This is a genomic window from Actinomyces sp. oral taxon 181 (assembly GCF_018370895.1).
Lineage (GTDB): Bacteria > Actinomycetota > Actinomycetes > Actinomycetales > Actinomycetaceae > Pauljensenia.
On sequence record NZ_JAGYZL010000008.1, the window covers coordinates 26,962 to 50,808 of the forward strand.

Sequence of the window (23,847 nt, forward strand, 5' to 3'; positions counted from 1 at the left end):
TCCATCCGAGTCGTGGACTTATTACCGTCCAAGCCTACTTTTCTCGGCTATATCGGTCCAGTGCGCACACCGGGGGCGCCGACTCCTCGCTGCCGTAACATCCGCTCTCTTCGTGATCTGCAAATGCGCCAGTAGTCATGCTGAGTAGTCTTAAAGCAAGAGAAATGACCTTATGACAAGGAGAATCGATGAACACGCCCGCGCACCACAACATCGGTGAGGAAACTATCGATCTCCTTCAGCGCCTCATCGCACTTGGTTCCGTCAATGACCTCACCCCCGATTCTGGCAATGAAGAGGCTGCTGCAAATCTGTTTGAAACCTTCTTCGATGGGCTACCCGTCGATATTGAGCGCATCGAACCTCACCCCGGGCGTACAACTTTGGTTGTTACCTTGCGCGGCACCGATCCCTCAGCACAGCCCCTGACTTTCCTCGGACACACCGATGTTGTCCCCGTTGATGAGAAGCACTGGACCCATCCGCCCTTTGCGGGTGAGATCAGTGAGGGAAGTATTTGGGGGCGAGGAAGCGTCGATATGCTTCACTTGACCGCTGCGATGGCAGTCGTCACCCGACGCCTTGCCGAAGAAGTTTCCCGAGGCGGAGTTCGCCCCGCGGGAACCCTGACCTTCGTTGCCGCTGCGGACGAAGAGGCACGAGGCGGACTTGGGGTTCCGTGGATTGGTGAACACCGCTCGGACGCTTTCCCCTGGGATGCTCAGCTCTCTGAGATGGGAGGCGCTCATATTCGCGGCGCTCGCGGCGGAGACAGTGTTGTTGTCATTGTCGGCGAGAAGGGGGCTGCTCAGCGTCGCCTTCACGTGCGCGGAGATGCCGGACACGGTTCGATTCCTTTGGGGCGTGTAAGCGCAGTCGAAATGCTCGCTCAAGTTTCGCGAGCTCTGTCGCAGGCGCAGTGGCCGCAGGCCAGTGACGAGATTTGGGCTGGATTTGTCAGTGCTTTTGAATTTGATTCAGAACTTGAAGAATCTTTGATTAGCGGTACCTATCGCGGAGACTATGGCGAATTCGGTGACCTTGCGGCATATGCCCACGCAGTCTCGCATATGACCGTTGCGCAAACGGTTGTCCGTGCCGGCGGTCCTATTAACGTCCTTCCTTCATCCGGGGAACTGGAACTGGATATCCGTACCCTTCCCGGGCAAAGCGATGATGATGTTGATCGCGCGATCACCGAGGCCTTGGGAGAGCTCGCTGAGCACGTGACCATCGAGCGCCTGTTGAGCGAGCGGGCCACGGCCTCGTCAATCGACACAAAACTGTACCGGGCAATCGAGGAGACTTTGACGCAGGCGAACCCCGGGGCGAAGGTAGTTCCGATCCTCTTCCCGGGTGGGTCCGACCTTCGAGTTGGACGCCACAAAGGGGGAGTGGGTTACGGTTTTGGCTCCTGTTCCTCTGGAGCGACTTTGGGGCAGGTCTACTCCCAGCTTCACGCTCATGATGAACACATCGCCGTGGAAGATGTTGTTTCAACTGTGTGCGCTCTTGATCACCTTACTCGGGTCTTCATTTACCCCGAAAAGGCCTGAATCCAAGCGTTGACTAAGTGTTCGTCTGTTGTTCGTTCCTGGGCAGCGAGCGTTACAAACGCCCACGAAGTGGCACGAGTCGCGAACCTAGGGCTTTGGGCCATATCTTTATTTATGGCGCGAGTTTCCGTGCTTTATTCAAAGACCATTCGACGTCACTATGAACTAATTGAAGGAGATCAGGATGCCAGCTTCACGCATCACCACAAAAGCAGCCGCACTAGCTACAGCAGCTGTCCTCATGTGCGCTTCGCTGGCAGCCTGTGCGCCGAAAAATGCCGGATCGGCACAATCGGGAGCAAAGAGCGATACGGTGACGGTTGGTCTTCCTGGTTCTCTGTCTACCTTGGACACTGCCCACGAGACTGGCATTATCAACTACTACGTTGCCCAGGTGACCTCCGAAGGCCTCCTTGCTGTCGATAAGGAAGGCAAGCTGGTTCCGGCAATCGCGACGGACTACCACACCGATGATGCGAAGACCTGGGTTTTCCAGATCCGTAAGGATGCAAAGTTCCAAGATGGTAACCCCGTGACCATTCAGGACGTCCTCTTCTCAATTGATATTGCGAAGGATCCCGATAAATCCCCTTCATCGGCTGTTTACTGGGCTAAGGGCGTTGAAGCGACTCAGACTGGCGACTGGGAGATCACCATTACGCTTCCTAGTCCCGCCGAAAACTTTGGATGGACTGTGACGGCAAACGGTGGACTGTGGATCACCGAAAAGTCCTTCTACGAGGCCGCACAGTCCTATGGTTCCTCCAAGGACCTCATCATGGGTACCGGCCCTTACAAGGCGACCTCTTTCCAGCCCGATTCGAAGGCTGTTTTTGAAAAGAGCGGCACCTGGTGGGGCGGCGATACTCCCGCACAGAAGATCGAGTTTGATTTCTTCTCAGATGAGAATGCTCGACTGCTGGCTCAGCGAAGCGGCCAGATCGATATCGCCACGCAGCTTCCCACCGATCAGGTCTCTCAGTTTGAATCGATCGATGGGGTCAAGGTTCTCACCGAATCTGACCGTTCCTACGTGGGCCTGACCTTTGATCAAGGCGTGGCACCTTTCGACGACATTCATGTTCGTAAGGCTGTTGCCCATGCCGTTGACCGCAAGGCAATCGTTGATTCCATTCTTAAGGGACGCGGAGAAGTTGCGACTGCAATCGAACCCAATGACCAGCTGGGCAGCGAGATCGGCGTCGATAAGGCGCGTGAGCTTCAGGCACAGCTTCCCATCGATTCCTTCAGCATGGACCAGGCGCGTGCAGAGCTTGCACAGTCTAAGGTTCCCAACGGTTTTGATACGGAACTGACCTACCCCGCATCGATCCCCGAGATGGGCTCTGCGGCGCTGGCAATCGCTGATAACCTCAAGCAGATCGGCATCAACGTCACGGTAACTTCCAAGCCCATCGAAGAATGGATCTCTAAGGTGGGAACTGGCGAGTACGGCCTCTACTACATGAGCTACACCTCAACGACCGGTGATCCCGGAGAGGTTGCAGGCTGGTTGCTTGGACCTGATAACCCCGCACGCTACGAGAACGAACAGGTTCAGGGCCTCATCGCCGCTTCCATGGCTGAGACGGATCCGTACAAGCGTGTTGAGCAAATCGTTGCAGCAGAGAAAATCGCTCAGGAAAACACGATCTACTCGCCGATCTGGTGGGGCAAGACCTCGACCGCATTCTCGAAGACCGTTACACCGAATAACTACACGTCCTACTTCTTCATGACCCCCTGGGCCGCATCCCTGAACGTCACGAAGTGATGGCACGTTTCTTTGCACGACGCCTCGCGGGGTTCGCGGCGGTGTTGCTGGCCTTATCCTTCATCATCTTCTCTCTGTTGGACTTGGTTCCCGGAGACCCGGTGAAGATTCTGGTTGGCACTCGCCGCCTCACCCCCGAGGTGCGTGCTGCTATTACCGCCCAATACGGGCTGGATGAGCCGCTACTTTTGCGCTATTGGCATTGGTTGCTTCGAGCGCTCAGGGGGGATTTTGGAAACTCCGTGCGCTCTGCAACTCCCGTTACTGATGTCCTCGCCGCACGCGTCGGATTAACCACGATGCTGACTCTGATGGCATTTATTTTGGCCATCTGCGTCGGTGTGCCACTGGGAATTTGGGCTGCTCGACGTGCCGGGAGCTGGGTGGATCGCTCCATTATCGGCTGGAGTGTGGTTGGTATTTCTGCACCGGGTTTCGCCTTGGGCCTTGTGCTGCTTTATGTTTTCGGACTCATGCTGGGATGGTTCCCAATTTTCGGCGCAGGTGAGGATTTCGTGGATTCCCTGTGGCATCTTGCGCTTCCAGCAATAGCACTTGCAACCGGCATCGCTGCGATGATCATTCGAATTACTCGCGCTGCAGTTGTGGCAGAACTCAGCCAGGATTATGTGACTTTCGCGCGTTCGAGGGGACTTGCTTCGCGGCGTATCACTCGCATGTATCTGCGTGCGGCTTCCTTGCCGATCATCACCTCAGCTGGTCTGATCTTGGGGACTCTTTTTGGTTCAACGGTCTTGGTTGAAGAGGCTTTCTCTCTTCCGGGATTGGGTCAGCTTTTGGCCGATTCGATTACGTATAAGGACGTGCCTGTTGTCCAAGCGATTGCGCTCTTGGTAGCAGTGATCATCATCGCGGTCACATTTATTGTCGACCTTGCAGCTTTCATTGTTGACCCGCGTCAAAAGCTCGAAGAGGGAGGTGTCGCATGAGCGATCGCGTACCGTCTCAGGACGCCGAGGCTAACGCCGAAGTTTCCGTTGGCCGTTTCCGTTCCTCGGCACGAGGCCTCGCCCGCGCAATGCGATCAGTCCCGGGCTCCGTTGTTCTTTCCTTCATCATTTTGATCGCAGTCGCAGTGTGCGTCTTTTTCTCCCCGTTGATCGTTCCCAATGCTCTTGGACAAGACGTTTCTTTAGGCGTGAGCCCGGCGGGTACTCCCGGTCATATTTTTGGAACCGATAAAGTTGGGCGTGACATTCTCGCATTGACGATTGCGGGTGCGCGTTCTGCTGTCATCGGTCCGCTGGTGATCGCTGGTGGTTCGATGATCCTGGGACTGATTTTTGGAATGACTGCCGGCTGGTGGGGAGGCTGGTGGGATGCCCTTGTCTCTCGTTCGTGTGAAATCCTGCTTTCAATGCCGGTTACTTTGCTGGCAATCGTCGTTGCGGGTGTGATTGGTGGTTCCTATTGGGTGACGGTTGGCGTGCTGATCATTTTGTTCGCGCCTTCCGATATCCGGATGATTCGCGCCGCCACTCTTCAACAAAAACCACAGCCCTATATTGAATCTGCGCAGGTTCTGGGCTTGTCCTCGCCTCGTATCCTTGGAGTTCATATTCTTCCGAATATCACTCCTATCGTGTGGGCAAACCTCTTTGTCAACGTTGCATTTGCGCTTGTGTCACTCTCTGGACTGTCCTACCTAGGATTTGGCGTCGGCGCGCAAGACGCGGACTGGGGACGTCAGCTTGCTGATGGACGCTTCATTCTCAACCAGAATCCAGCGGCGTGTGTTGTCGCTGGTCTTGCCATCATCATCACGGCAACTGCAATCAATATCGCAGGTGATTGGTGGAGTGAAAGGCAGGAGGTACGATCGTGAGTGAGAACCAGGGTCTTATTGCCTCGCATATTAGCGTCACGCGAAATGACGGGCACGTCCTTGTTGATGATGTTTCGATTCACGCGGAAGCCGGACGCACCCTAGTTATTGTGGGTGAGTCAGGTGCCGGAAAGTCCATGCTTGCACGCACCATCTGTGCGCTCACTCCTCATACTTTGAGTGCCCAGGGGCAAGTGACCTTGGGCGGACGCGAGTTTGATATCGTCCGCCAGGCACGTGCCTTTAAAGCACTTCGAGGCAAAGGGATTGTCTGGCTTCCTCAAGATCCTTTCACCTCGTTGTCTCCTACCCAGCGTTGCAGCACGCAGATTATTGCCGACACGCGGTTGCCCAAGCGTACGCGGGATGAACGTGTTCGTGAGCGTCTTCGCGAAGTTGGGCTTCCTGAACGCGTTGCTCAGGCTTACCCTCAAGAACTTTCGGGAGGCATGCGCCAACGTGTAGCTATCGCTGCAGCCCTGGACTCTTCACCCGGAGTCTTCATTGCGGACGAGCCGACAACGGCTTTGGATGTGACGACTCAGAAGGAAATTCTTGATCTTCTGAGCGAGCTGAGCGAGAGCCGATCAATGGCGCTCATCTTGATCACCCACGATCTTGCTTTGGCGCGCGAATACGGCGATGAAGTGGTTGTTATGCGCCACGGGAAGGTTGTCGAATCGGGAAGTGTCGAGAAAGTTTTTACTCACCCCGAAAGCGACTACACTCGTCAGCTTGCGGCCGCCGAGCCTCGACTGGATGGTCCAAATCCCCGTTCTTTCACGGAAGAATCCCAAACAGACCACTCTTTAGATGCGGCCTCGGAGAAGAAGCACGTTGCACCTGCTTTGGTTGAGGCACGGGACTTGGTCAAAATTTTCCGCGGACGCAGCCGTAGGGATCACCACGTGGCGGTCGATGGAGTTTCGCTTTCTATCGCGCACCAAGAATCCGTCGGAATTGTTGGCGAATCTGGATCTGGGAAGACCACCCTTGCACGTCTGATTATCGGTTTGGAAAAGCCAGATTCGGGAAGTATCGAGGTTAATGGCACACCGCGGGAGAAAATACGAGGTGTCTTAGAAGGTGGGCACCCCCCAATGGGGATCGTTTTCCAAAATCCGTATTCTGCCCTCAACCCAGCGCGCGCTATTGGTGCAACTCTTGCCGAGGCTTTGCGCGTAGGCGGTCGTTCAGCTAGTGAGGTGCCGAGTCTCTTGGAGTCTGTCGGCCTTCCAGCCTCCTATGCGAACCGTTTTCCCGCGCGCCTGTCTGGTGGGGAACGCCAGCGTGTCGCTATCGCTAGGGCTCTGGCCACGCGACCACAGCTTCTGATTTGCGACGAGGCTGTCTCTGCTTTGGATGTTTCTGTGCAGGCTTCTGTTTTGGAGCTTTTGCTCCAGCTTCAGCGTCAGCAGGGTTTCGCATTGCTTTTTATTACTCACGACCTTGCCGTGGCACGCCAGATGTGTGATCGCCTTGTTGTGATGAAGGATGGACATATCGTTGAAGAGGGAGCAACCGAAGATATCCTTCATGCGCCGACACAGGAATACACGCGGGTTTTGCTTGCCGCAGTGCCTGGCCAAGAGAGTGACAATGACTGAGAAGATTTCGCACATCTCAATTGAATCTGGTGAGAGCAGCTATGAGCACCTGCTTGCTTTAGGGGTCCCTGAAGAGCGCGCGAAAGATTGGGCGCGCCTTGGCCCAAAGATGCGTGCGACCTTGTGGATCAATGGGCCTGTGGGAGTATGGGAAGTCCACCGTGAACTCTCTGCGCACCTGCGTATTGCCGGATGGACTCTTCTCAATACCGATCAGGTGGTATGTGAAGCCGAGCAAGCACGTCGCGTGCGTGAAATCATATCGGAACTCTGTGATGAGATGTGCTCGCGTCGCTTCCCACTGATGAAGGCTGACTCATGGGCAGATGAGGGCATTTTTGTTGATGTCCTCCGCTCGATTGGTTTTGAACAGGTCACGATCAATGGGAACCCCCATCCCATTGAAAACGACCGCGATTACTCCCATAGCGGCTGGCTTTTATGGAATCCTGATTACGAGCCAGAAGCCACGAATTTTGCGATCCCCGCATACGAACACCAGAAGACGGAATTCACTTGCGGTCCCGCAAGCGCGCTGATGACGCTCGGTGAGATTGAAGGTGACCCGCACACTGACTTTGTCAATGAGCTGAATCTTTGGCGTCAAGCAACCTACTCAGGGGGAGTGGGGCACTTCGGCTTGGCCTCGGCACTAGCGGATCACGGCGCACAGGTGGAGGTCCTTGTTTCGACCAACGAACCCATCGTAGGAATTTCTAAAACCACGATGCTGGGAAAGCGCGCGCGGGTCGCTCTTCACCACGAACATATGACGCGCGCACACGAATTGGGAGTCACCTCCCAGGTGAGGGAACTGTCGGTAGAAGACATCACCTCAGCCTTGGACGCGGGCAAGCATGTTATTGCCCTCGTTGACCTTGCCCCGCTTAACGGTGAAGACACCCCGCACTGGTTGCTGATTTGGGGTCGTATTGGAGACTTTTTCCTCATTCATGACCCCTGGTACGACGAGGAGTTTGGGGAGACATGGGTGGAAACCTATGTCCAGCCCCTCCATACACGCGACCTGTGGGAAGCTGCACAGTGGGCTGATCGAACGCACGAGCGCGCGCTCCTTACAGTCCGAACTTCTCGCTGAAGTTTTTCTCGAAGGTCTCCAAAGAGATTCCGCGGGTCTCCGGGACAATAAAGAGGTAGAAACACAGGGAAACCACGTTGATCAATCCGAAAATCACGTAGGTCCATGTTGCACCCAAGTGAGTAATCATTACGGGGAAGACCCAGGTCACCACTGCGTTCATCAGCCATCCGCAGCCGACCGCAAAACCCTGAGCAACGCCTCGAATCCTCGATGGGAAAATCTCTGATACCAGAACCCAGTTGACTGTTCCTGACTGCTTGGCGAAGACGAAAACCGAAACGAGGACAACAACCAGCCACGGAAGGTACGCGGGAATCGAAGCGGAAATACTGCCATCAGCCTGTACATAGGGGGAGATCCCCACACCGAAGATGATCGCCAGGCTGAAGAGCGAAAGAGTCACTCCTGTTTCTTGGTAAATACCGACGTGACGACGCGCGAGCTTCGAAACCAAGTAGAGCCCGAAACCTGCACCCGCACACGCGACCGCACCCGTTATGACATTTAAGGTAATCGAATCAGCGGCTGAGAAACCCGCCGCAGCTAGGATCTTGGGGAGGTAGTACATCGCGGTGTTAATACCGGTGAGCTGATCGAAGCAGGCTAGGCCAACACCGATCAACAGCAGGCGTCTGGTCCAGGCGACCGATGCTGTGCGTCGAAGTGACCAGTGTCCCTGTGCGTCTTCTCTTTGCTGAAGCTCCGCGATTTGCGCGATCTCCTCGCTGAGGTTGTCGAGCTTGGGATCGCGAATGCGCTTAAGCGCTCCAATGGCCTCGTAATAGCGATCTTTCGAGGCATACCAGCGCCCGGACTCTGGCATGAGACGCATACCTAGCCAGAGGCACACCGCTGGGATCGTTGCAAGAACAAGCATCCAACGCCATGCCAAGCCATCGCCGCTGGTTATGACCGCGGTTGTCACGTGCTGGACTTGATCCCAGGGGTACCAGTGGCCGCCAGTGAGGGTCCCCGAAGGATCTTCACTGACGTAGATCTGGGGCCCTCCGTGCGCGCTAGAGAGGATTGCGTTCATCGAGTAGGCCAGCAATTGTCCGGCGACGATCATGAACTGGTCAAGAGCGATCAGAGAACCACGCACGCGCGTGGGTGCAGATTCGGCTAGGTACACGGGGACTGTTGCGGAGGCGCCACCAACGGCGATACCCAAGATGAAGCGGGAAATATACAAAATTGCGACATTTGGGGCAAAGGTGCACCCCAGTGTTCCGAGAATGAAGATGCCCGCCAAAAGGAGGATATTGTGTCGGCGCCCGTAGCGATCTGATAGGCGGCCTCCGACGATCGCTCCCAGCGCGGCACCAAGGGCCAGAAAAGCCCCGACCAGTCCTTCTTGGAATTCATTAATTCCAAGGCCTCCGGCGCTGCGAGGCATGTACATATAGGGCAGTGCGCCGGCGATGACTCCCGTGTCATAGCCGAAAAGAAGAGAACCAAAAGTTGCGACTCCCGCAAGAAAAGCGATCGAACGCTTGGGGCCAGATGCTGGAGTCTCATCGATGAGTTTCTCCAAATCCTTTTGGTTTGGCCGTGTGGCGGGCGAAGTAGAAGTCATGGGGTCTATTGTGCAACTTGGATCGCCTGTACATGCAAGTTTTCAGCAAAATGTGCAAACGTTCATTGAAAATGAACGGGTGAGCATGCGACGGAAGATCGATCCTCGATAGACGCGATGGATACGAAACGTACCGCACTAAAGAAGGCACGAAGCCGGGACCGGCACGCGGTGCGCACCCAGCCCCGGCCTCGAGAATAGGGATCATGACCTTATTTAGAGGACCATCGCAGCAACCCATCCGCCAATGAGCAGCGGGATGTTGTAGTGGATAAAGGTTGGGATCACCGTGTCTCGCATGTGGTCGTGCTGGCCATCGACGTTGAGACCCGCTGTCGGGCCGAGCGTCGAATCCGAGGCCGGTGAGCCGGCATCGCCCAAAGCACCAGCAGTGCCGATGATCGCCACCGTTGCCATGGGGGAGAAGCCCAGCGTGAGACACAGCGGGACGTAGATCGCGGAGATGATCGGCAGGGTCGAGAAGGAGGAGCCGATACCCATGGTGATCACGAGGCCGACGAGGAGCATGATGATTGCTGCGAGGACCTTTGAACCGTTGAAGAGCGCTGCGGTTCCATCAACCAAAGGCTTAATCTGGCCAGATTCGTTGAGGACTGACGCGTAGCCCTGTGCGGTGATCATGATTAAGCCGATGAGGCTCATCATCTTCATACCGCCACTGAAGACATCGTCGGCCTGCTGCCAAGGGACGACTCGCATGAAGAGCATCATGCACAGCCCTACCAAAGAGCCAACGAGCAGTGGATCGGCCTCAGAATCCATTCGCGTGAGCACGGTCTGAATGACGAAGCATACGACGAGGGCGGCTACTGCTGCCCAGACCTTCTTCATATCAATCGGCTTTTCCTCAGACGATGCGAAGGAGGAGTCACACTGTTCATAAGTGCGGGGCTTGCGGTAGGAGAAGAGAAGCGCGATCGCACAACCTATTGCCATTGAAGCCGCGGGAATTGCCATTGCTGCCATGGGGTTGACGGAAGACACATCCATGCCAGCGGCGTTGATGTTCTTGTAGAGAATGTCGTACAAGAAGATACGACCGAAGCCGATGGGGAAGAACATGTAGGCGGTGACGATACCGAAAGTAATCGCACAGGCAATCAAGCGGCGGTCTATCTTGAGTTCATTCATCACGCCAATGAGCGGCGGGATAAGGAGTGGAATGAAGGCGATGTGAATGGGGATCAGGTTCTGGCTCATCACGCCCATGACGAGTACGCCGCCGACGATTCCCCATTTGACGCCGCGAGCAACTCGCGCGGAGCTCGCCGCATCCGCGTTGCGCATGTGGTTCACAATTGTGCGCGCAAGCAAAGCCGGGAGACCTGAGTGGGCGACGGCCATAGCGAAGGCACCAAGCAATGCGTAGGAAAGTGCGATCTTTGCGCCTCCGGCGAGGCCGGTCTGGAAAGCGACCATTGTGCCAGAGATTCCCATTCCAGCGACAAGGCCGGCGACAATAGAGGCCACAAAGAGAGAGATCACGACGTGCACTCGGGCGAGGCTGAGAGCCAGCATGACGATGACCGAGAGAACGACTGCATTCAACAAAAGCATGAGTATTCCAAGAGGTTGCGTGTGAAAAACTGATGTGGATAAGGAGCAAAAGCTTCAGTCGGGTGCGAAGTAAAAAATGGGATGCGTAAACGTGAATGAAAGGCTACGACTAATCTTCTAATCTTCGCGGGCGCGTGGGATTATCCTGACGGCGTCTCGTGACGACGTCAGCCAAGATGATGGTCGCGCTCAACAGCAGCGTCGACCGCCGCGACGATCGCAGAAGACAGACCAGCCTCTTGGGCGGCGAGGAGACCAGCGATAGTGGTGCCGCCCGGAGAAGAAACCCGATCGATAAGGTTCGCGGGCACTTGCCCATTCTCGAGGCCGTTGAGCATGAGCTGCGCGCTTCCCAAGAACGCTTGGGTGACGATGCGCGTTGAATCGGCCTTGGTGAGGCCGTGGTTTACGCCGGCCTCGGCCATCGCATCGATCATGCGGAAGATCCACGCCGGGGAGGAGGAAGCGATCGCTGTAAAAACAGGGAAGTACTTCTCATCCAACACGATCGTTTCGCCGACCGAATCCAGAAGCTTGCGAGCAGCGGTGAGTTGTTCGTCCGTTGTCCCCACGGGGCAAAGGGCACTCATTGACTGGCCGACCTGTGCATTGACATTGGGCATGACGCGGACCAGAGGAATGGCTGCCCCAAAATCAGAAATAATCTGATCGGTCGTACGGCCCGCAGCAATAGAGACGACGCAGAGTTGCTTGGCAAAAAGAACACTCTCGCGAATCTCGCGAATGACTTCGGACTGGATATTTGGTTTCACTGCGAGGACCAAGAGATTGCTCTGCTCGGCGACCTGACGGTTTGATGCGAGTGCAATGCCTCCCAGCTCATCAGCCAAGTCTTCTGCAGCTTGGCGGTGTCGATCGGCGAACATCAGATCCGAGCCGCTGAAGCCAGCGGCCACGGCACCGCGTGCAATAGCCGAGGCCATTGCACCTGTTCCGATGAAGCCGATACGCATGACAGTCCTTGAGTGAGAAGGTGGAGATCTTGTCGTTATTTTAAACACACTTTACGTATTGATGGCAACAAGGTTTCACTCGTTGTATCGCAAAGCTATCCACAAAAGATGTGAATCAAGGATTCATCCACAGAGGCGCTCATGAACCCAGAAGCGGAGCTGGGAGACGGACACACTGAAAGCATGGATTCACACTTTCAGTCTCATCTGAGCCGTAGAAGGCAGTTGGAACGATTGGTCTTTACCTCTCAGTCTGCTGAGGCCGATCAGGATGCAGATAGGAGCATCGCGCGAGAAGACCCTCAGGGCGATGAAGAAAATCAGGGTCGAGGCCTACGCTGGAGCTGGCCATGGCGTACCGCTCGAGTATTTATTGCGATCTGCCTGTTTCTCGCCCTAATAGCAGGAGTTGTCCATAGCTGGAATAGTCGCTCAGAAGAAGACAATCTGTCGGCTTCTGATGTCGAATCCCCAAGTGCGCATGCCGATAGCACCGGATCTTTCTCTTCCTCAAGTCCAGGAATTCAGCAGTCCGGAGATGAAGGAAGAGGAATCAGTGGTCAGGTTATGGTTCATATGACAGGAGAAGTGCGCGTTCCTGGCGTTGTCCGTGTGAAACATGGTTCTCGCGTTTCGGAGGCTGTCGATCAAGCTGGAGGCTTTACTGAAGGCGCGGACCGTGACAGCGTTAACCTCGCTCGGTTGGTTGTTGATGGCGAACAGATCAGGGTTCCTTCTCTGAATTCCTCGAAAGCGCAGGGTGAAGCTCCATCCGGTCAAGCTTCCGCCTGCGTTGACGTCACTCAAGCAGATGCTCAAACACTACAAAGACTCGATGGAGTTGGACCGGCACTGGCCGCACGTATCGTCACCTATAGGAAGTCTCATCCGATCACACGTGTGGACGACCTAGTAGCAGTTCCAGGAATTGGAGCTTTGATACTGGAGAAAATTCGAATTGGTGCCTGCTCGTGAGGGCCTCATCGATTGACATTCGCTTAGTTCCCTTAGCGATTTCATCCTGGTTATGTACCTGGGGTGCACTGAACAGAGCTCCACTTCTTCTAGGCGCCGGAATATGCACAGCTTTTCTCTTCCCTGTGCTCCTATCCCCACAAGGATTTCAGGGGTTAGGAAAAGAACGCGTCAGTGAATGCGCTCCTCTTCTCATTGTCACGATATGCCTGTGCTGTACGTGCATTGCGATCTCTTCAAGTCGCGCAACGAGCTGGGAAAACGAGGCGGCACAGTTATGTGTGCAAGGAAAGGAACTGCGCAATGCTTCCTTTGTTTTGCTGAGTGAAGTACGTGAAGGAAAGAAAGCAACAAACACGAGAAATAAACCGAGCTACTACGTTCGTGCCCGTTTTCTTGGAAGCAAAGAACAGCTGAGCTTTCTCCTTGTATCCACGCGCGAATCTATGACAACACTTCGACGCGGAGATCGAGTTCTTGCTAGTGGGACCTGCGATCTCAATTGGGCTCACAGCATTCCGAATGTGGGTGCGCTTCGAATCAAATCGTTGGAACGCCTTCCTCCAAACGATCGCTGGACGCGTATTTCTCAAGTTGTCAGGAGGAGCCTCGAAAAGATTGTTGTGACATTGCCAGAGCACGCACGTGCGCTGATACCAGGAATGGCACTGGGAGATGACCATCAAGCCAGTGCTCAAATGCGTGATGATATGAAGACTGTGTCATTTGCGCACCTCACAGCAGTATCAGGTACTCATATGTCGATTCTGATGATGACGGTTGGTCTTCTTGCAACAAAGAAACGTCGCATAGCGATCATTATCCAAGTTTTAGTTCTGTTGCTTTTCGTTGGACTTGTTGGCCCCGCTTCGTCGGTGCTGCGTTCCTTTGCGGTCAGCCTTATTGGTTTTATTGGAATGTGGAGTAATAGGGAAGGGGGAATTTACTCATCGTTGAGCACTGTCATCATCCTTGCCTGTCTGATATCGCCCTACGATGCGTGTGCGTTGGGTTTTACACTCTCAGTGCTCGCAACCTGGGGAGTAAGTGTTGCTGCACGTTGGATTGAGGCCGGTGTGACTCAAGTGGCTCCGATTCCACAATCTGTGCAGTCGGGAATTGAATGGAGCGCCAAACTCATCAGTGTCCCATTGGGAGCCCAACTAGCTACGCTTCCGATCATGCTGTCGATGAACTCGTGGGTCAGTCCATGGGCAATACCCGCTCAGCTACTTATCGCACCATTGGTGACTCCTGTGACTGTAGGGTGTTTTATCTCAGCACTTGCAGCTCAAATATGGCCCGCTCTTGGCTATGTATGCGCATGGGTGACATCTTGGGGAACTGCGTGGATATCAATGGTTGCCTCCAGATTGTCTGCACTCCCAGGTGCGCGAATCGCGGTGGGAGAGTGGTCTGGTCTTATTACTGTGGTCGTCCTTCTCCTACTGATCTGGGTAGTGAGGGTGAAAATTCGGCGCTTCTCCTCGTAGAGGCAAACAGAACATGCCACACTTAGAGGGCATTGCTTAAGAAATGACGGTGACGATCAGTAAAGGAGAGCTATGGCAGCCAAAACACAATCGGCACCGGTATCTCCAACGCTCGCCCCCCTCGTCCTCATCAAAGGAAGCGAAAGCTTACTGGCAGATCGGGCATTAAGCGAGTTACGTCGTCAGGCACATGAGGCTGATCCCGCTCTTGAACGAACAGATCTATCAGCAGGCACCTATCAAGCAGGACAACTCGATGTTTTGACTTCACCTTCGCTTTTTGGTGAAAGCCGAATGATCATCATTCCTGACTTGGAGAATATGACGGATGCTTTAGCTGCTGACCTTCAGGCATATGTATCCGCACCCGCAGCTGATGTCTGGATTTTCATGCGCCATCCGGGTGGCAACGCCCGCGGAAAAAAAATGCTTGATGCGATTGCCAAAGCGGGCTTTCCCGTGATTCCGGCAGAGCCTTTAAAGAATGATCGAGACAAACTCGACTTTGTTCGCTCCGACGTACGACAAGCCCATCGCAGCATAGAAACTGAGGCAGCTCAAGCTTTAGTGGATGCTCTGGGTAATGATCTGAGTGCGCTCGCGGCTGCGGTGGCACAGCTCCTCAGCGATGTTGAAGGGAAAATTACGCTTGATGCCGTGCGGAAGTACTACTCCGGACGTGTTGAAGCAACAAGTTTTGAAGTCGCGGATGCGATTGTCGATGGCCGCGCCGCACGGGCTCTGACTTTGGTTCGCCATGCCTATGCGACCGGAAGCGCACCGGCGCAGCTCGTTGCCGCAATTGCAATGAAGTTTCGTGCAATGGCTAAAGTTTCCGCTTCTTCGGGAAGAAAGAACCTGGGGATGTCGCCCTGGCAAGCAGAACGAGCTCGACGCGAACTTCGCGCATGGCCCGACCCCGCCTTGGCCTCGGCAATCACTGCAATTGCGCAAGCCGATGAAGACACAAAAGGCGCATCGAAGGACCCACAGGGAGCAGTTGAAAAACTGGTCATGACCCTGTGTCGGCTTCACCGCGGCTAACGCACTGATTGAAGTGCAAAAATTCGGGGGATTTTAGTCTTCAGGGTCTTCGTTGCGTAGCCGAGGAACGCAGGTGTTTTCTGGGCGAATCCCTACTAGCCCACTATAGAAATCGCGGATCTTGTCCATGTCATGACGGCGGTTGCCGGTGAGCCGCATCGGCTCACCCCACCCGTAGCGACGCTTCGCGCCATCGATGAAACCGGGAACAATCGGAAGATCAGCTTCCATCGCAATTCGGTAGAAACCAGACTTCCAATAGGGGCGAACGGAACGGGTTCCCTTCGGGGTAATAACCAGAACGAAATGATCTTTGGATTCAGCAAGGGAAATGATGTGCTCAACAAGGTGCCCCGGATGTTCGCGGTCAACGGGAATCCCGCCGATCGCTTTCACGAAACTTCCAATAACAGGGACGTCGGTGAGATTCTTCTTGACCAGGAAAGACACTGGACGCTCGACGGCCCACATTGCCATCACCATGTAGAAGCCGTCCCAATTTGACGTGTGAGGCGCACCGATAACCAAACAGCGATCGGGAAGAGGGAACTCAGGCGCGAAAGTCCATCGTGATAGATGCATGACAGTGTGAGCCAGTGCTTTACGCAATCCCATGTGCGTCCTTTCCTTGTTCTGCCGCAGTTAGTGTACGTTGGATTGACGGAGTTGGACCTCTCTATGTGAGTGATCCCCCTGAAATTCTCCCTGATTGAACCCTGATAATCGCCTTCTTCGAGTTGAGCTGAGGGCAGCAAGATCTAAGATCAAAAATAGAGAATCGAAGTTTGTCTGCCAGAAGGAGTTTCATGAGCGCTGAAAGCGAACCCAAGGCTGACGAGACTCTTCAGACGCGTCCGGCATCTGCCTTTTCGCGTGTTTGGAGTCGAAGCTTCCCGGTTCTCCTCAACTGGTTTCGGACTGCTCCATGTTCGATCATCCTGACGCTGATCATCATGCTTGTCGGGATTGCCGCCCACTTGAGCCACGGCCACTGGAATCAATCTCTTGCCGCGCAGGGCGGTGCAATTCGTCCGCTCACCATTGTGACGACGGTTGTGTGGAGTCCTTCGATCGGCATGATGATCAATGCTGCCCTCATGATGGTGATCATCGGTGGTCTTCTTGAACGTTTCCTCGGATCGCGAATTTGGCTTCTTTCTGCGGTCATCTCCCTTCCCATGTCCTTAGCTGGGATGTGGGCCTTTGTTGCTCTGGTAAAGGGAATCTCTCGCAGTGGTCTATACCCCCTCTTTAGTGGTCCACTAACAGGAGCAAGCCTGATCCTTACTGCGCTGCTTGGAACTGCGAGCGCGAAGATGGATCGCCTATGGGCGTGGCGCACTCGAATCGGCGCCCTTGTCGTCTTGAGCGCTCTCTTGGCTTTTTCTTCTACTGCGGGGGCGCTGGCACGTTTCATCGCTTTCCTATGCGGGTGGATCATTGGCGGTTTCACGATTGGTTGGTCGAACCGAGGGCGTTCAATGCTGGGAATTGGAGATCCCGTACGTCGAGTAATTCCCTTGGTCATTACTGCTACTACCTTGGGCGCCGTAAGCTCAATCTGGAATTTCAGCGCTCATGGTTTCCTGGCTTTTGATCGCGCTGCTTTTTCTCCTGAGCTTGCTATCCAGCAATATATGTGGGCGCTGTGCCAGCAAAGCGGTGCTCCCATGAGCTGCGTCGAAGAGATGTACGGCAATTCTTTGATGCTTTATGCTCCCTTGATCTTGGCTTCGATTCCTTTTGTGGTTCAGTTGGTTTTGGCTTTTGGTCTTTTCCGAGGCCGTCATGGCGCTTGGGTGGGCACGCTGGTTCTTCAGAGCGTGCTTGCGATTATTGGCCTCGCACAGATCATGGTTTTCGCGCTTTCGGTGGATGAGGCGCAGGGCCTCGACGACGATGACTTTTTTATCGCTCCCATTCCCATGAGTAAGCTTCTGATCAGCGTTGCTTTCCCCCTAGTAACGCTTCTGCTGACCGCGTGGAATTCCTCTGCGTTCCGGGTACGCATTGCCCGACGCTACTGGGTGCGCAGCGCATGTGTCATTGCTGTCTGCGCTGTGTTTGGCACGCTCATTGCGCTCGTTATTGGGGTTTTCATTCCCGACCAGTTTGTTCCCGAAGCGGATTTACTCAGCCTTTTTGAGGCCTACGTTGTCTCATACGCTCCTGCTGGTGCACAGTGGCTGATTGATACTCCGGTCTATGCAACAACCTTGCTTTCCTCGATTTCGATAGTCTGGATTCCCGCGCTGGTGTGGATTGTCGTCGCTGTTTGCCTTCTTAAAGTTTTCCTTGCGCCGGTTGAGCTTCAACATGATGCTCATGATGACTTAATCGCTCTTCTGCGCCAGCACGGCGCAGGCTCTTTGGGGTGGATGCTCGCATGGCCGGGAAATTCGACGTGGATTAGTCCTGATCAACGCGCGGCAGTGTCCTACCGTCAAGAATCTGGCGTGGCGCTGACACTGACACAATGTGCCGCAACTGATGACGATATTCCAGCAGTGATTTCGCAGTTTGCTCGCTTTGCAAGCGATGCAGCACTGACCCCGGCGCTCTATTCGGTCCATGAAGAGTGGGCACGAGAAGCGAATCGTTTAGGCTGGTCCACCGTCAAGGTTGCTGAGGAAGCCATTATTGATCTGGGTGATCTTGCCTTCAAGGGTAAGAAGTTCCAGGATGTGCGCACCGCTTTCAATCATGCTAAGCGTGAGGGGATCCGAGCCGAATGGGCGTCCTATCCGAGTCTGCCCGCTGGGCTGAAGCAACAGGTTGATACGATCTGCCAGGCATGGGCCGATGAGAAGACTCTTCCTGAGATGGGCTTTACACTGGGCGGCCTGCGCGAAATTAATGACTCGGATACGCGCCTTCTGTTGGCTCTTGATGAAGAAGATCGCATCCACGCGGTGACCTCATGGATGCCCGTTCACTCAGGTGGCGAAGTGGTCGGCCTGACCCTCGATGTGATGCGTCGAGATGACTCTGGTTTCCGTTTGGCCATTGATTTTCTCATTGGCCAAGCTGCTCTTCTGGCGCAAGATGAGGGGCTACAGTTCATTTCCTTGTCGGGGGCTCCTCTAGCCGAATCGGGCCAGTGTGAAGAAAGCTCAGAATTGGCAGATTCGCGCTTCGCTTTTGCCCCCGTTCTTGATGTGATGGGAAGCGTGATGGAACCCGTCTATGGTTTCCGCTCCTTGCTGGCCTACAAGAAGAAATTCCAGGTTCGTTTCGTCCCCCTTTATCTTGCAATTCCCGACATTGCGAATGCGCCTGCAGTTGGTCTGGCAATTGCGCATGCTTATTTGCCAAATATGAGTGCAATCAGTGCTGTGGGAGTCGCAGCAAAGTTGGTGTCACGTGATTAGTCTCCTCAAGCTATTTCCACTTCTGCGCGTATGGATTCTGCCGATCGCTGCAGCCTTGATCCTTGCAGCCGTTGCTTGGGTGTGGTTTTTCGTCATGAAGCCGCTTTCCCTCAAGGTGCGGTTTGTGAGTGCTTGTGGTGGTGTCATCGTCCTTTTCATTGTCCATCACCTTGTCGAAAGGGTCTGGCATCCGGTTGCCGAGGGATTGGGGCGTGTGACTTGGCTGTGGGCGGCTCCAGCCCTTATTGCTACGGTGATGATTCTCGTCGCTCTCTTTCGTCGCCGTCACTGGATTCGTCGTTTTCTGGCCGGGGCGTGCGCGTGGATACTCATGGCGATTGGAGCTGCTCTGGGGATTAACTATCATTTCGAGGCCTATCCCACGATGGCGGAAGTCGTTGGTGGGGGAGTCCAGACAATTTCTTGGGATGAACTAAAAAAACCTGATGATGCTGTCACTCTGGCGCGCAGCGCAGAGGGGGCGTTTGTCCGTGTCGACATTCCCGCCTCGGATACCTCTTTTACCCCTCGGCAAGCCATTGTTTATCTTCCACCGTCATATTTCAAAGATCCCAGTGCACAGCTCCCGGTTATTGTGCTGATGTCTGGCCAGCCCGGTACACCACAAGATTGGCTTGTTTTGGGGAAACTTCCCCAGACGATGGATCAATTCACAGCGCAACATGATGGGCGGGCCCCAATCATTGCTGTCGTTGATGTGTACGGCAGCCAAACAGCAAATCCTCTGTGCTCCGACACCTCGCATGGGAAAGTTGCGACCTACGTACAAAAGGACGTCCCGAGCTGGCTGCGCGCTAATCTCCCCGTCTCTTCTGATCCGGGACAATGGGCCATTGCTGGTCTTTCATCGGGAGGAACCTGCGCGCTTCAAGTGGTGACCCGTGCTCCCGATTTGTACCGCAGCTTCCTTGACATGTCAGGTGAAGCGCATCCGCAACTCGGTAATGAAGAGCGAACAATTTCGGACGGGTTTGACGGCTCTCGAGAGCTCTATGAAGCGAATGATCCCGTGCATCTGATGAGTCATAATCGCTATGAGGAAAGCGCGGGCATCATCTCGTGGGGAGAGTCTGATACCGCCTTTAAAGAAGGTCTCATCGAGGTTGATCACGCCGCGGAGAAATCGGGGATGAGTATTGAGACGCGAACCTATCCGGGTGGGCACTCCTGGAAGGTGTGGAGCGCGGCTTTCGAAGACGGATTGCCGTGGCTCGCACAGCGTTTCGGGCTGTAGGAACCACGGCAATCAAAAAGAGATTCTTCGCCTAGCTCAGGGGAGCAACGGGGCCCATTTGTGAGGATCTCGCCTACGCGAGTTCTTCCACCTTGATGGTCAAAGACATCCAGTGAGATTGTCTCGGTCGAAGGAGCAGCGCATTGCGACGGACATTGCCTACTTCGACACAGACGAAGTGTTTCCAGTCCTCGTGGTGCATGTCCGCCGCTTCGGATTCGGCAGGATTCCAGACGATTGTCGATGCAGAGTGTTCTTTTTCAATGATGATCCGTCGTTTGAAACCAGGATCTTCAATGATTGCTGCAGTGCGTGTGTCGAAGATCGAATCGACACGACCGTCAGTGAAGGTCAGCGGACCTTCGTGAATACCTTGTGCGTCGCGGACAGTATCCAGTTCCTTTGCTCCTTCGAGGCCGTGAATGCAAATCTCACGTACATCGGAAACATTGAAATAGGAGTGCAAGGCCTCATCGACGTAGAAGGGTTCGTCATCGGTGTTCTTCATCGAAAGCACCAGGTGAAGTTCCGCCCCGAAAGTGACCTCAAGTTTCGAAGTGAAACGATGGGGGAATTTTGCCATCTCAGTGTTTGTGGATGGTTTGTAAACGAATTCAAGAACTGCATGGGAATCGCTACGCTCAATCAGTTCCCACGTTGCATTTCTTAAGAATCCGTGGTTTTGTGCTTCGGATCCGGGGGCAGCCAAGGAAGCTGTTGCAACACCAAACCACGGTGCACAAATCGGAATTCCTCCCCGTGCGGGCGTCGATGCCCAGGGCAGGGAACGTTCGGAGAGCCAGAGGACAGGCTCGGTGCCAGAAGGTTGCCATGTAAGGACCTGGGCACCTGAATCTGAAAAGCTCGCATCACAGCAGTCATTGCTGGCGCGATAGACGCGTCGGTTTGTCATTGGACAAGGATAGCGCGAGTAACGCCTCACACATAGCCCTCCGAACAAGGGACTTCCTCAAAAACGGCGATAAGCTAGCTGTGATACGCGTCGAGAATGTATAGGGAGCTTTATGACCATCCGCGAAGATCTACGAAATGTCGCGATTGTTGCACACGTTGACCACGGCAAGACCACCTTGGTTGATGCGATGTTGTGGCAGTCGGGTGCTTTCAATGAGCGCGATACGGTTGAGAAGACCGGTGAACGCGTGATGGATTCGGGCGATCTTGAACGCGAAAAGGGCATTACGATTCTCGCCAAGAACACTGCGGTCCACTATCGCGGTCCCGCCGCTCAAAAGCTCGGGCTCGAAGGTGGCGTGGTCATTAACGTCATCGACACCCCCGGACACGCAGACTTTGGTGGTGAAGTTGAACGAGGCCTATCTATGGTTGACGGCGTCGTTCTGCTTGTGGATTCCTCTGAAGGACCTCTCCCGCAGACCCGTTTCGTTCTTCGCAAGGCCCTTCAAGCCCAGCTTCCCGTCGTGATCGTTGTCAATAAGGTTGACCGTCCCGATGCGCGTATCGACGAGGTTGTCTCAGAAACCCAGGACCTGCTTCTTGCATTGGCTGAGGACCTTATGGGTGAAGGCGTTGATGCCGATGTCGACTCGCTGCTGGATGTCCCCGTTGTCTACGCCTCGGCAAAGGCAGGGAAATCCTCGCTGACCAACCCCGGCGACGGCAATATCCCCACCGAGGATCTCGAGCCTCTCTTTGAGACGATCCTTCAGCGTATTCCCGGCCCTGAATATGAGGAAGGCGCACCCCTACAGGCACACGTGACGAACCTTGATGCTTCGCCCTTCCTTGGCCGCCTCGCTCTGCTGCGTATCCACAACGGTACTTTGCGTAAGGGTGAAACCGTTGGTCTGGCTCGCCACGACGGAACGATCAAGCCTGTTCGAATCACCGAGCTTCTTCGCACCGAAGGCCTGGAGCGCCTTCCTGCCGAAACCGCTGAACCCGGCGATATCGTTGCGGTAGCGGGTATCGAAGACATCACTATCGGCGAGTCTCTGGTTGACCTCGACGATCCTCGGCCCCTGCCGTTGATCACCGTTGATGATCCCGCGATCTCGATGACGATCGGTATTAACACTTCTCCCATGGCTGGACGAGTCAAGGGTGCAAAGGTGACCGCACGTCAGGTGAAGGATCGCTTGGATCGCGAGCTCATCGGTAACGTTTCCATTCGAGTCCTGCCCACCGAACGTCCCGACGCGTGGGAAGTTCAGGGACGTGGTGAACTCGCTCTGGCAATTCTTGTTGAGCAGATGCGTCGTGAAGGCTTCGAACTTACCGTTGGTAAGCCGCAGGTTGTCACCAAGACCATTGACGGTGTACGCAGTGAGCCCATGGAACGTATGACCATTGATATCCCCGAGGAATACCTCGGCTCGGTCACCCAGCTGATGGCTCAGCGTAAGGGGCGCATGGAGACCATGGCCAACCATGGTTCGGGTTGGATTCGCTTGGAATTTGTCGTTCCCGCTCGAGGCCTGATTGGCTTCCGCACGCGCTTCCTCACCGAGACCCGTGGTACCGGTATCGCTTCGTCCATCGCCGAAGGCTATGCTCCGTGGCAGGGTGCAATTGAGCAGCGCTTGACCGGCTCTCTTGTTGCGGACCGCGCAGGCCAGGCGACTCCCTACGCGATGACGAACCTTCAAGAGCGCGGCTCTTTCATTGTCGAGCCGGGTTCGGAGGTCTATGAAGGCCAGGTTGTTGGTGAGAATCCTCGCGGCGAGGATATGGATGTCAATATCTGCCGTGAAAAGAAGCAAACCAATACCCGTAGTGCGACCGCTGATGTCTACGAGTCCTTGACGCCTTCTCGCAAACTTACCTTGGAAGAGTCCCTGGAGTTTGCGGCTAACGATGAGTGCGTTGAAGTGACTCCCGAGGCCGTTCGCGTGCGTAAGGTTGTCTTGGACGCCCAGGAGCGCTTCAAGATTGCCGCTCGCGAGCGTCGTCAGAACAAGGACTAAGTCCCCTTGGCCCTAATGGGCCTTCAAAGCCAACTGAAGTTCAGATTAGATCTGCGGTGGGGGAGGGACGCGCTTCCCGGTGACCATGGTTCGCGCATCGACGCGAACTTGGCCGCGCCGGGTCTCGATGATCACGTGGGTTGGGGCAGCTTCGATGAGAGTTCCCAGTGCATCGTGTAGACCATCGTCTAGGCGATAGCGGACGACCACGCGAGAGCCCACTCCCAATTGCATCCACGGAAGATTGGGAATTGCGCGCGTTTCTTGTCGCGTAAAAGCTTCTGCTTGGACATGCTCCGCAGGATCTATCTTCTCGCTATTTTCGGGGGAAGAAGGTTGCTCGTTCGCGTGGTTCTTCATGTTGGCGATAATAGAATGAAGTGGTTGTCCAACCCAGTCCAAGGAGGAATTAATGACCTATGTCATTGCCCAGCCCTGTGTTGATGTGAAGGACCGGGCCTGCGTTGATGAGTGCCCCGTCGACTGCATTTACGAGGGCGAGCGTACCCTGTACATCCACCCCGATGAGTGCGTGGACTGCGGTGCGTGCGAACCGGTGTGCCCGACCGAAGCAATCTTTTACGAGGATGACCTCCCCAGCGAATGGTCCGATTACCTGCAGGCCAACGCCGATTTCTTTGTTGATCTGGGCAGCCCGGGTGGTGCTCAGAAGACCGGTCCTCAGCCCTTCGATGTTCCGTGGATCAGCGAGCTTCCTCCGCAGAATGAAGATTGGGATAAGTAAGGA

At 54.8% G+C, this 23,847-nt stretch carries 19 protein-coding genes; 13 read left to right on the top strand and 6 right to left on the bottom strand.

What is annotated here, in order from left to right:
* The first annotated feature begins 188 nt into the window (after nt 1–188).
* The 6 genes from KHW85_RS04915 to KHW85_RS04940 all read left to right on the top strand — a co-directional run bounded on the left by KHW85_RS04915 (nt 189) and on the right by KHW85_RS04940 (nt 7,882).
* The gene (locus tag KHW85_RS04915; protein ID WP_291459032.1) at nt 189–1,556 is read left to right on the top strand and encodes a M20/M25/M40 family metallo-hydrolase; all 1,368 of its coding nucleotides are present in this window, start codon (nt 189–191) and stop codon (nt 1,554–1,556) included.
* A gap of 184 nt (nt 1,557–1,740) precedes the next feature.
* On the top strand, nt 1,741–3,330 hold the full coding sequence (locus KHW85_RS04920; RefSeq protein ID WP_291459033.1) for an ABC transporter substrate-binding protein: 1,590 nt from the start codon (nt 1,741–1,743) through the stop codon (nt 3,328–3,330).
* On the top strand, nt 3,330–4,280 hold the full coding sequence (locus KHW85_RS04925) for an ABC transporter permease (protein ID WP_291459034.1): 951 nt from the start codon (nt 3,330–3,332) through the stop codon (nt 4,278–4,280). The genes KHW85_RS04920 and KHW85_RS04925 overlap by 1 nt, the downstream gene beginning before the upstream one ends.
* A complete protein-coding gene (locus KHW85_RS04930; protein ID WP_291459035.1) occupies nt 4,277–5,176 on the top strand; it encodes an ABC transporter permease in 900 nt (299 codons plus the stop codon). Before KHW85_RS04925 ends, KHW85_RS04930 begins: the two co-directional genes overlap by 4 nt.
* A complete protein-coding gene (locus KHW85_RS04935) occupies nt 5,173–6,783 on the top strand; it encodes an ABC transporter ATP-binding protein (protein ID WP_291459036.1) in 1,611 nt (536 codons plus the stop codon). Before KHW85_RS04930 ends, KHW85_RS04935 begins: the two co-directional genes overlap by 4 nt.
* Nucleotides 6,776–7,882 carry a peptidase C39 family protein gene (locus KHW85_RS04940; RefSeq protein WP_291459037.1) on the top strand — a complete coding sequence of 369 codons (1,107 nt, stop codon included), beginning with the start codon at nt 6,776–6,778 and terminating at the stop codon, nt 7,880–7,882. Before KHW85_RS04935 ends, KHW85_RS04940 begins: the two co-directional genes overlap by 8 nt.
* On the opposite strand, the gene KHW85_RS04945 is transcribed toward KHW85_RS04940, so the two are convergent.
* From KHW85_RS04945 to proC, 3 genes are all read right to left on the bottom strand, one after another.
* Nucleotides 7,860–9,461, bottom strand: coding sequence for an MFS transporter (locus KHW85_RS04945; protein ID WP_291459038.1), 1,602 nt, complete (start codon nt 9,459–9,461; stop codon nt 7,860–7,862). The two genes, KHW85_RS04940 and KHW85_RS04945, sit on opposite strands and share 23 nt — an antisense overlap.
* A 216-nt stretch (nt 9,462–9,677) precedes the next feature.
* Nucleotides 9,678–11,039 (bottom strand): Na+/H+ antiporter NhaC family protein, encoded by a 1,362-nt coding sequence (locus tag KHW85_RS04950; protein WP_291459039.1) that lies wholly within the window; start codon nt 11,037–11,039, stop codon nt 9,678–9,680.
* Between the two features lie 167 nt (nt 11,040–11,206).
* Nucleotides 11,207–12,013 carry a pyrroline-5-carboxylate reductase gene (proC, locus tag KHW85_RS04955; protein WP_291459040.1) on the bottom strand — a complete coding sequence of 269 codons (807 nt, stop codon included), beginning with the start codon at nt 12,011–12,013 and terminating at the stop codon, nt 11,207–11,209.
* 183 nt (nt 12,014–12,196) lie between these two features.
* On the opposite strand from proC, the gene KHW85_RS04960 reads away from it, so the two are divergent.
* From KHW85_RS04960 to holA, 3 genes are all read left to right on the top strand, one after another.
* The gene (locus tag KHW85_RS04960; RefSeq protein ID WP_291459041.1) at nt 12,197–12,988 is read left to right on the top strand and encodes a ComEA family DNA-binding protein; all 792 of its coding nucleotides are present in this window, start codon (nt 12,197–12,199) and stop codon (nt 12,986–12,988) included.
* Between the two features lie 446 nt (nt 12,989–13,434).
* The gene (locus KHW85_RS04965; protein ID WP_291459042.1) at nt 13,435–14,481 is read left to right on the top strand and encodes a ComEC/Rec2 family competence protein; all 1,047 of its coding nucleotides are present in this window, start codon (nt 13,435–13,437) and stop codon (nt 14,479–14,481) included.
* A 72-nt stretch (nt 14,482–14,553) separates the two neighbouring features.
* Complete coding sequence (gene holA / locus KHW85_RS04970; protein ID WP_291459043.1) at nt 14,554–15,525, top strand: DNA polymerase III subunit delta; 972 nt, start codon at nt 14,554–14,556, stop codon at nt 15,523–15,525.
* A gap of 33 nt (nt 15,526–15,558) precedes the next feature.
* On the opposite strand, the gene KHW85_RS04975 is transcribed toward holA, so the two are convergent.
* A complete protein-coding gene (locus KHW85_RS04975; RefSeq protein ID WP_291459044.1) occupies nt 15,559–16,140 on the bottom strand; it encodes a 1-acyl-sn-glycerol-3-phosphate acyltransferase in 582 nt (193 codons plus the stop codon).
* Between the two features lie 191 nt (nt 16,141–16,331).
* Here KHW85_RS04975 and KHW85_RS04980 point away from each other — a divergent pair, with 191 nt between their 5' ends.
* The gene (locus tag KHW85_RS04980; protein ID WP_291459045.1) at nt 16,332–18,896 is read left to right on the top strand and encodes a DUF2156 domain-containing protein; all 2,565 of its coding nucleotides are present in this window, start codon (nt 16,332–16,334) and stop codon (nt 18,894–18,896) included.
* Nucleotides 18,889–20,151, top strand: a complete 1,263-nt coding sequence (locus KHW85_RS04985; protein WP_291459046.1) for an alpha/beta hydrolase-fold protein — start codon at nt 18,889–18,891, stop codon at nt 20,149–20,151. The genes KHW85_RS04980 and KHW85_RS04985 overlap by 8 nt, the downstream gene beginning before the upstream one ends.
* Before the next feature lie 73 nt (nt 20,152–20,224).
* Here the strand turns inward: KHW85_RS04985 and KHW85_RS04990 are convergent, their stop codons facing one another.
* Entirely contained in the window at nt 20,225–21,064 is an 840-nt protein-coding gene (locus tag KHW85_RS04990) for a D-hexose-6-phosphate mutarotase (protein ID WP_291459047.1), read from the bottom strand.
* Between the two features lie 112 nt (nt 21,065–21,176).
* Between KHW85_RS04990 and typA the strand changes: the two genes are divergently transcribed.
* Nucleotides 21,177–23,099, top strand: a complete 1,923-nt coding sequence (gene typA / locus KHW85_RS04995; RefSeq protein WP_291459048.1) for a translational GTPase TypA — start codon at nt 21,177–21,179, stop codon at nt 23,097–23,099.
* 45 nt (nt 23,100–23,144) lie between these two features.
* Here typA and KHW85_RS05000 read toward each other — a convergent pair whose 3' ends face one another.
* Nucleotides 23,145–23,459 (bottom strand): 2-hydroxymuconic semialdehyde dehydrogenase, encoded by a 315-nt coding sequence (locus tag KHW85_RS05000; protein WP_291459049.1) that lies wholly within the window; start codon nt 23,457–23,459, stop codon nt 23,145–23,147.
* A gap of 52 nt (nt 23,460–23,511) precedes the next feature.
* Between KHW85_RS05000 and fdxA the strand changes: the two genes are divergently transcribed.
* A complete protein-coding gene (gene fdxA, locus KHW85_RS05005) occupies nt 23,512–23,844 on the top strand; it encodes a ferredoxin (RefSeq protein WP_009409155.1) in 333 nt (110 codons plus the stop codon).
* The last annotated feature ends 3 nt before the right edge of the window (nt 23,845–23,847 follow it).

Coding starts and splice junctions, on each gene's coding strand:
- KHW85_RS05000 (WP_291459049.1), bottom strand. CDS start 23,459: ATGAAGAACCACGCGAACGAGCAACCTTCTTCCCCCGAAAATAGCGAG.
- KHW85_RS04920 (WP_291459033.1), top strand. CDS start 1,741: ATGCCAGCTTCACGCATCACCACAAAAGCAGCCGCACTAGCTACAGCA.
- proC (WP_291459040.1), bottom strand. CDS start 12,013: ATGCGTATCGGCTTCATCGGAACAGGTGCAATGGCCTCGGCTATTGCA.
- KHW85_RS04915 (WP_291459032.1), top strand. CDS start 189: ATGAACACGCCCGCGCACCACAACATCGGTGAGGAAACTATCGATCTC.
- holA (WP_291459043.1), top strand. CDS start 14,554: ATGGCAGCCAAAACACAATCGGCACCGGTATCTCCAACGCTCGCCCCC.
- KHW85_RS04950 (WP_291459039.1), bottom strand. CDS start 11,039: ATGCTTTTGTTGAATGCAGTCGTTCTCTCGGTCATCGTCATGCTGGCT.
- KHW85_RS04975 (WP_291459044.1), bottom strand. CDS start 16,140: ATGGGATTGCGTAAAGCACTGGCTCACACTGTCATGCATCTATCACGA.
- KHW85_RS04940 (WP_291459037.1), top strand. CDS start 6,776: ATGACTGAGAAGATTTCGCACATCTCAATTGAATCTGGTGAGAGCAGC.
- fdxA (WP_009409155.1), top strand. CDS start 23,512: ATGACCTATGTCATTGCCCAGCCCTGTGTTGATGTGAAGGACCGGGCC.
- KHW85_RS04925 (WP_291459034.1), top strand. CDS start 3,330: ATGGCACGTTTCTTTGCACGACGCCTCGCGGGGTTCGCGGCGGTGTTG.
- typA (WP_291459048.1), top strand. CDS start 21,177: ATGACCATCCGCGAAGATCTACGAAATGTCGCGATTGTTGCACACGTT.
- KHW85_RS04960 (WP_291459041.1), top strand. CDS start 12,197: ATGGATTCACACTTTCAGTCTCATCTGAGCCGTAGAAGGCAGTTGGAA.
- KHW85_RS04945 (WP_291459038.1), bottom strand. CDS start 9,461: ATGACTTCTACTTCGCCCGCCACACGGCCAAACCAAAAGGATTTGGAG.
- KHW85_RS04965 (WP_291459042.1), top strand. CDS start 13,435: ATGACAACACTTCGACGCGGAGATCGAGTTCTTGCTAGTGGGACCTGC.
- KHW85_RS04990 (WP_291459047.1), bottom strand. CDS start 21,064: ATGACAAACCGACGCGTCTATCGCGCCAGCAATGACTGCTGTGATGCG.
- KHW85_RS04930 (WP_291459035.1), top strand. CDS start 4,277: ATGAGCGATCGCGTACCGTCTCAGGACGCCGAGGCTAACGCCGAAGTT.
- KHW85_RS04980 (WP_291459045.1), top strand. CDS start 16,332: ATGAGCGCTGAAAGCGAACCCAAGGCTGACGAGACTCTTCAGACGCGT.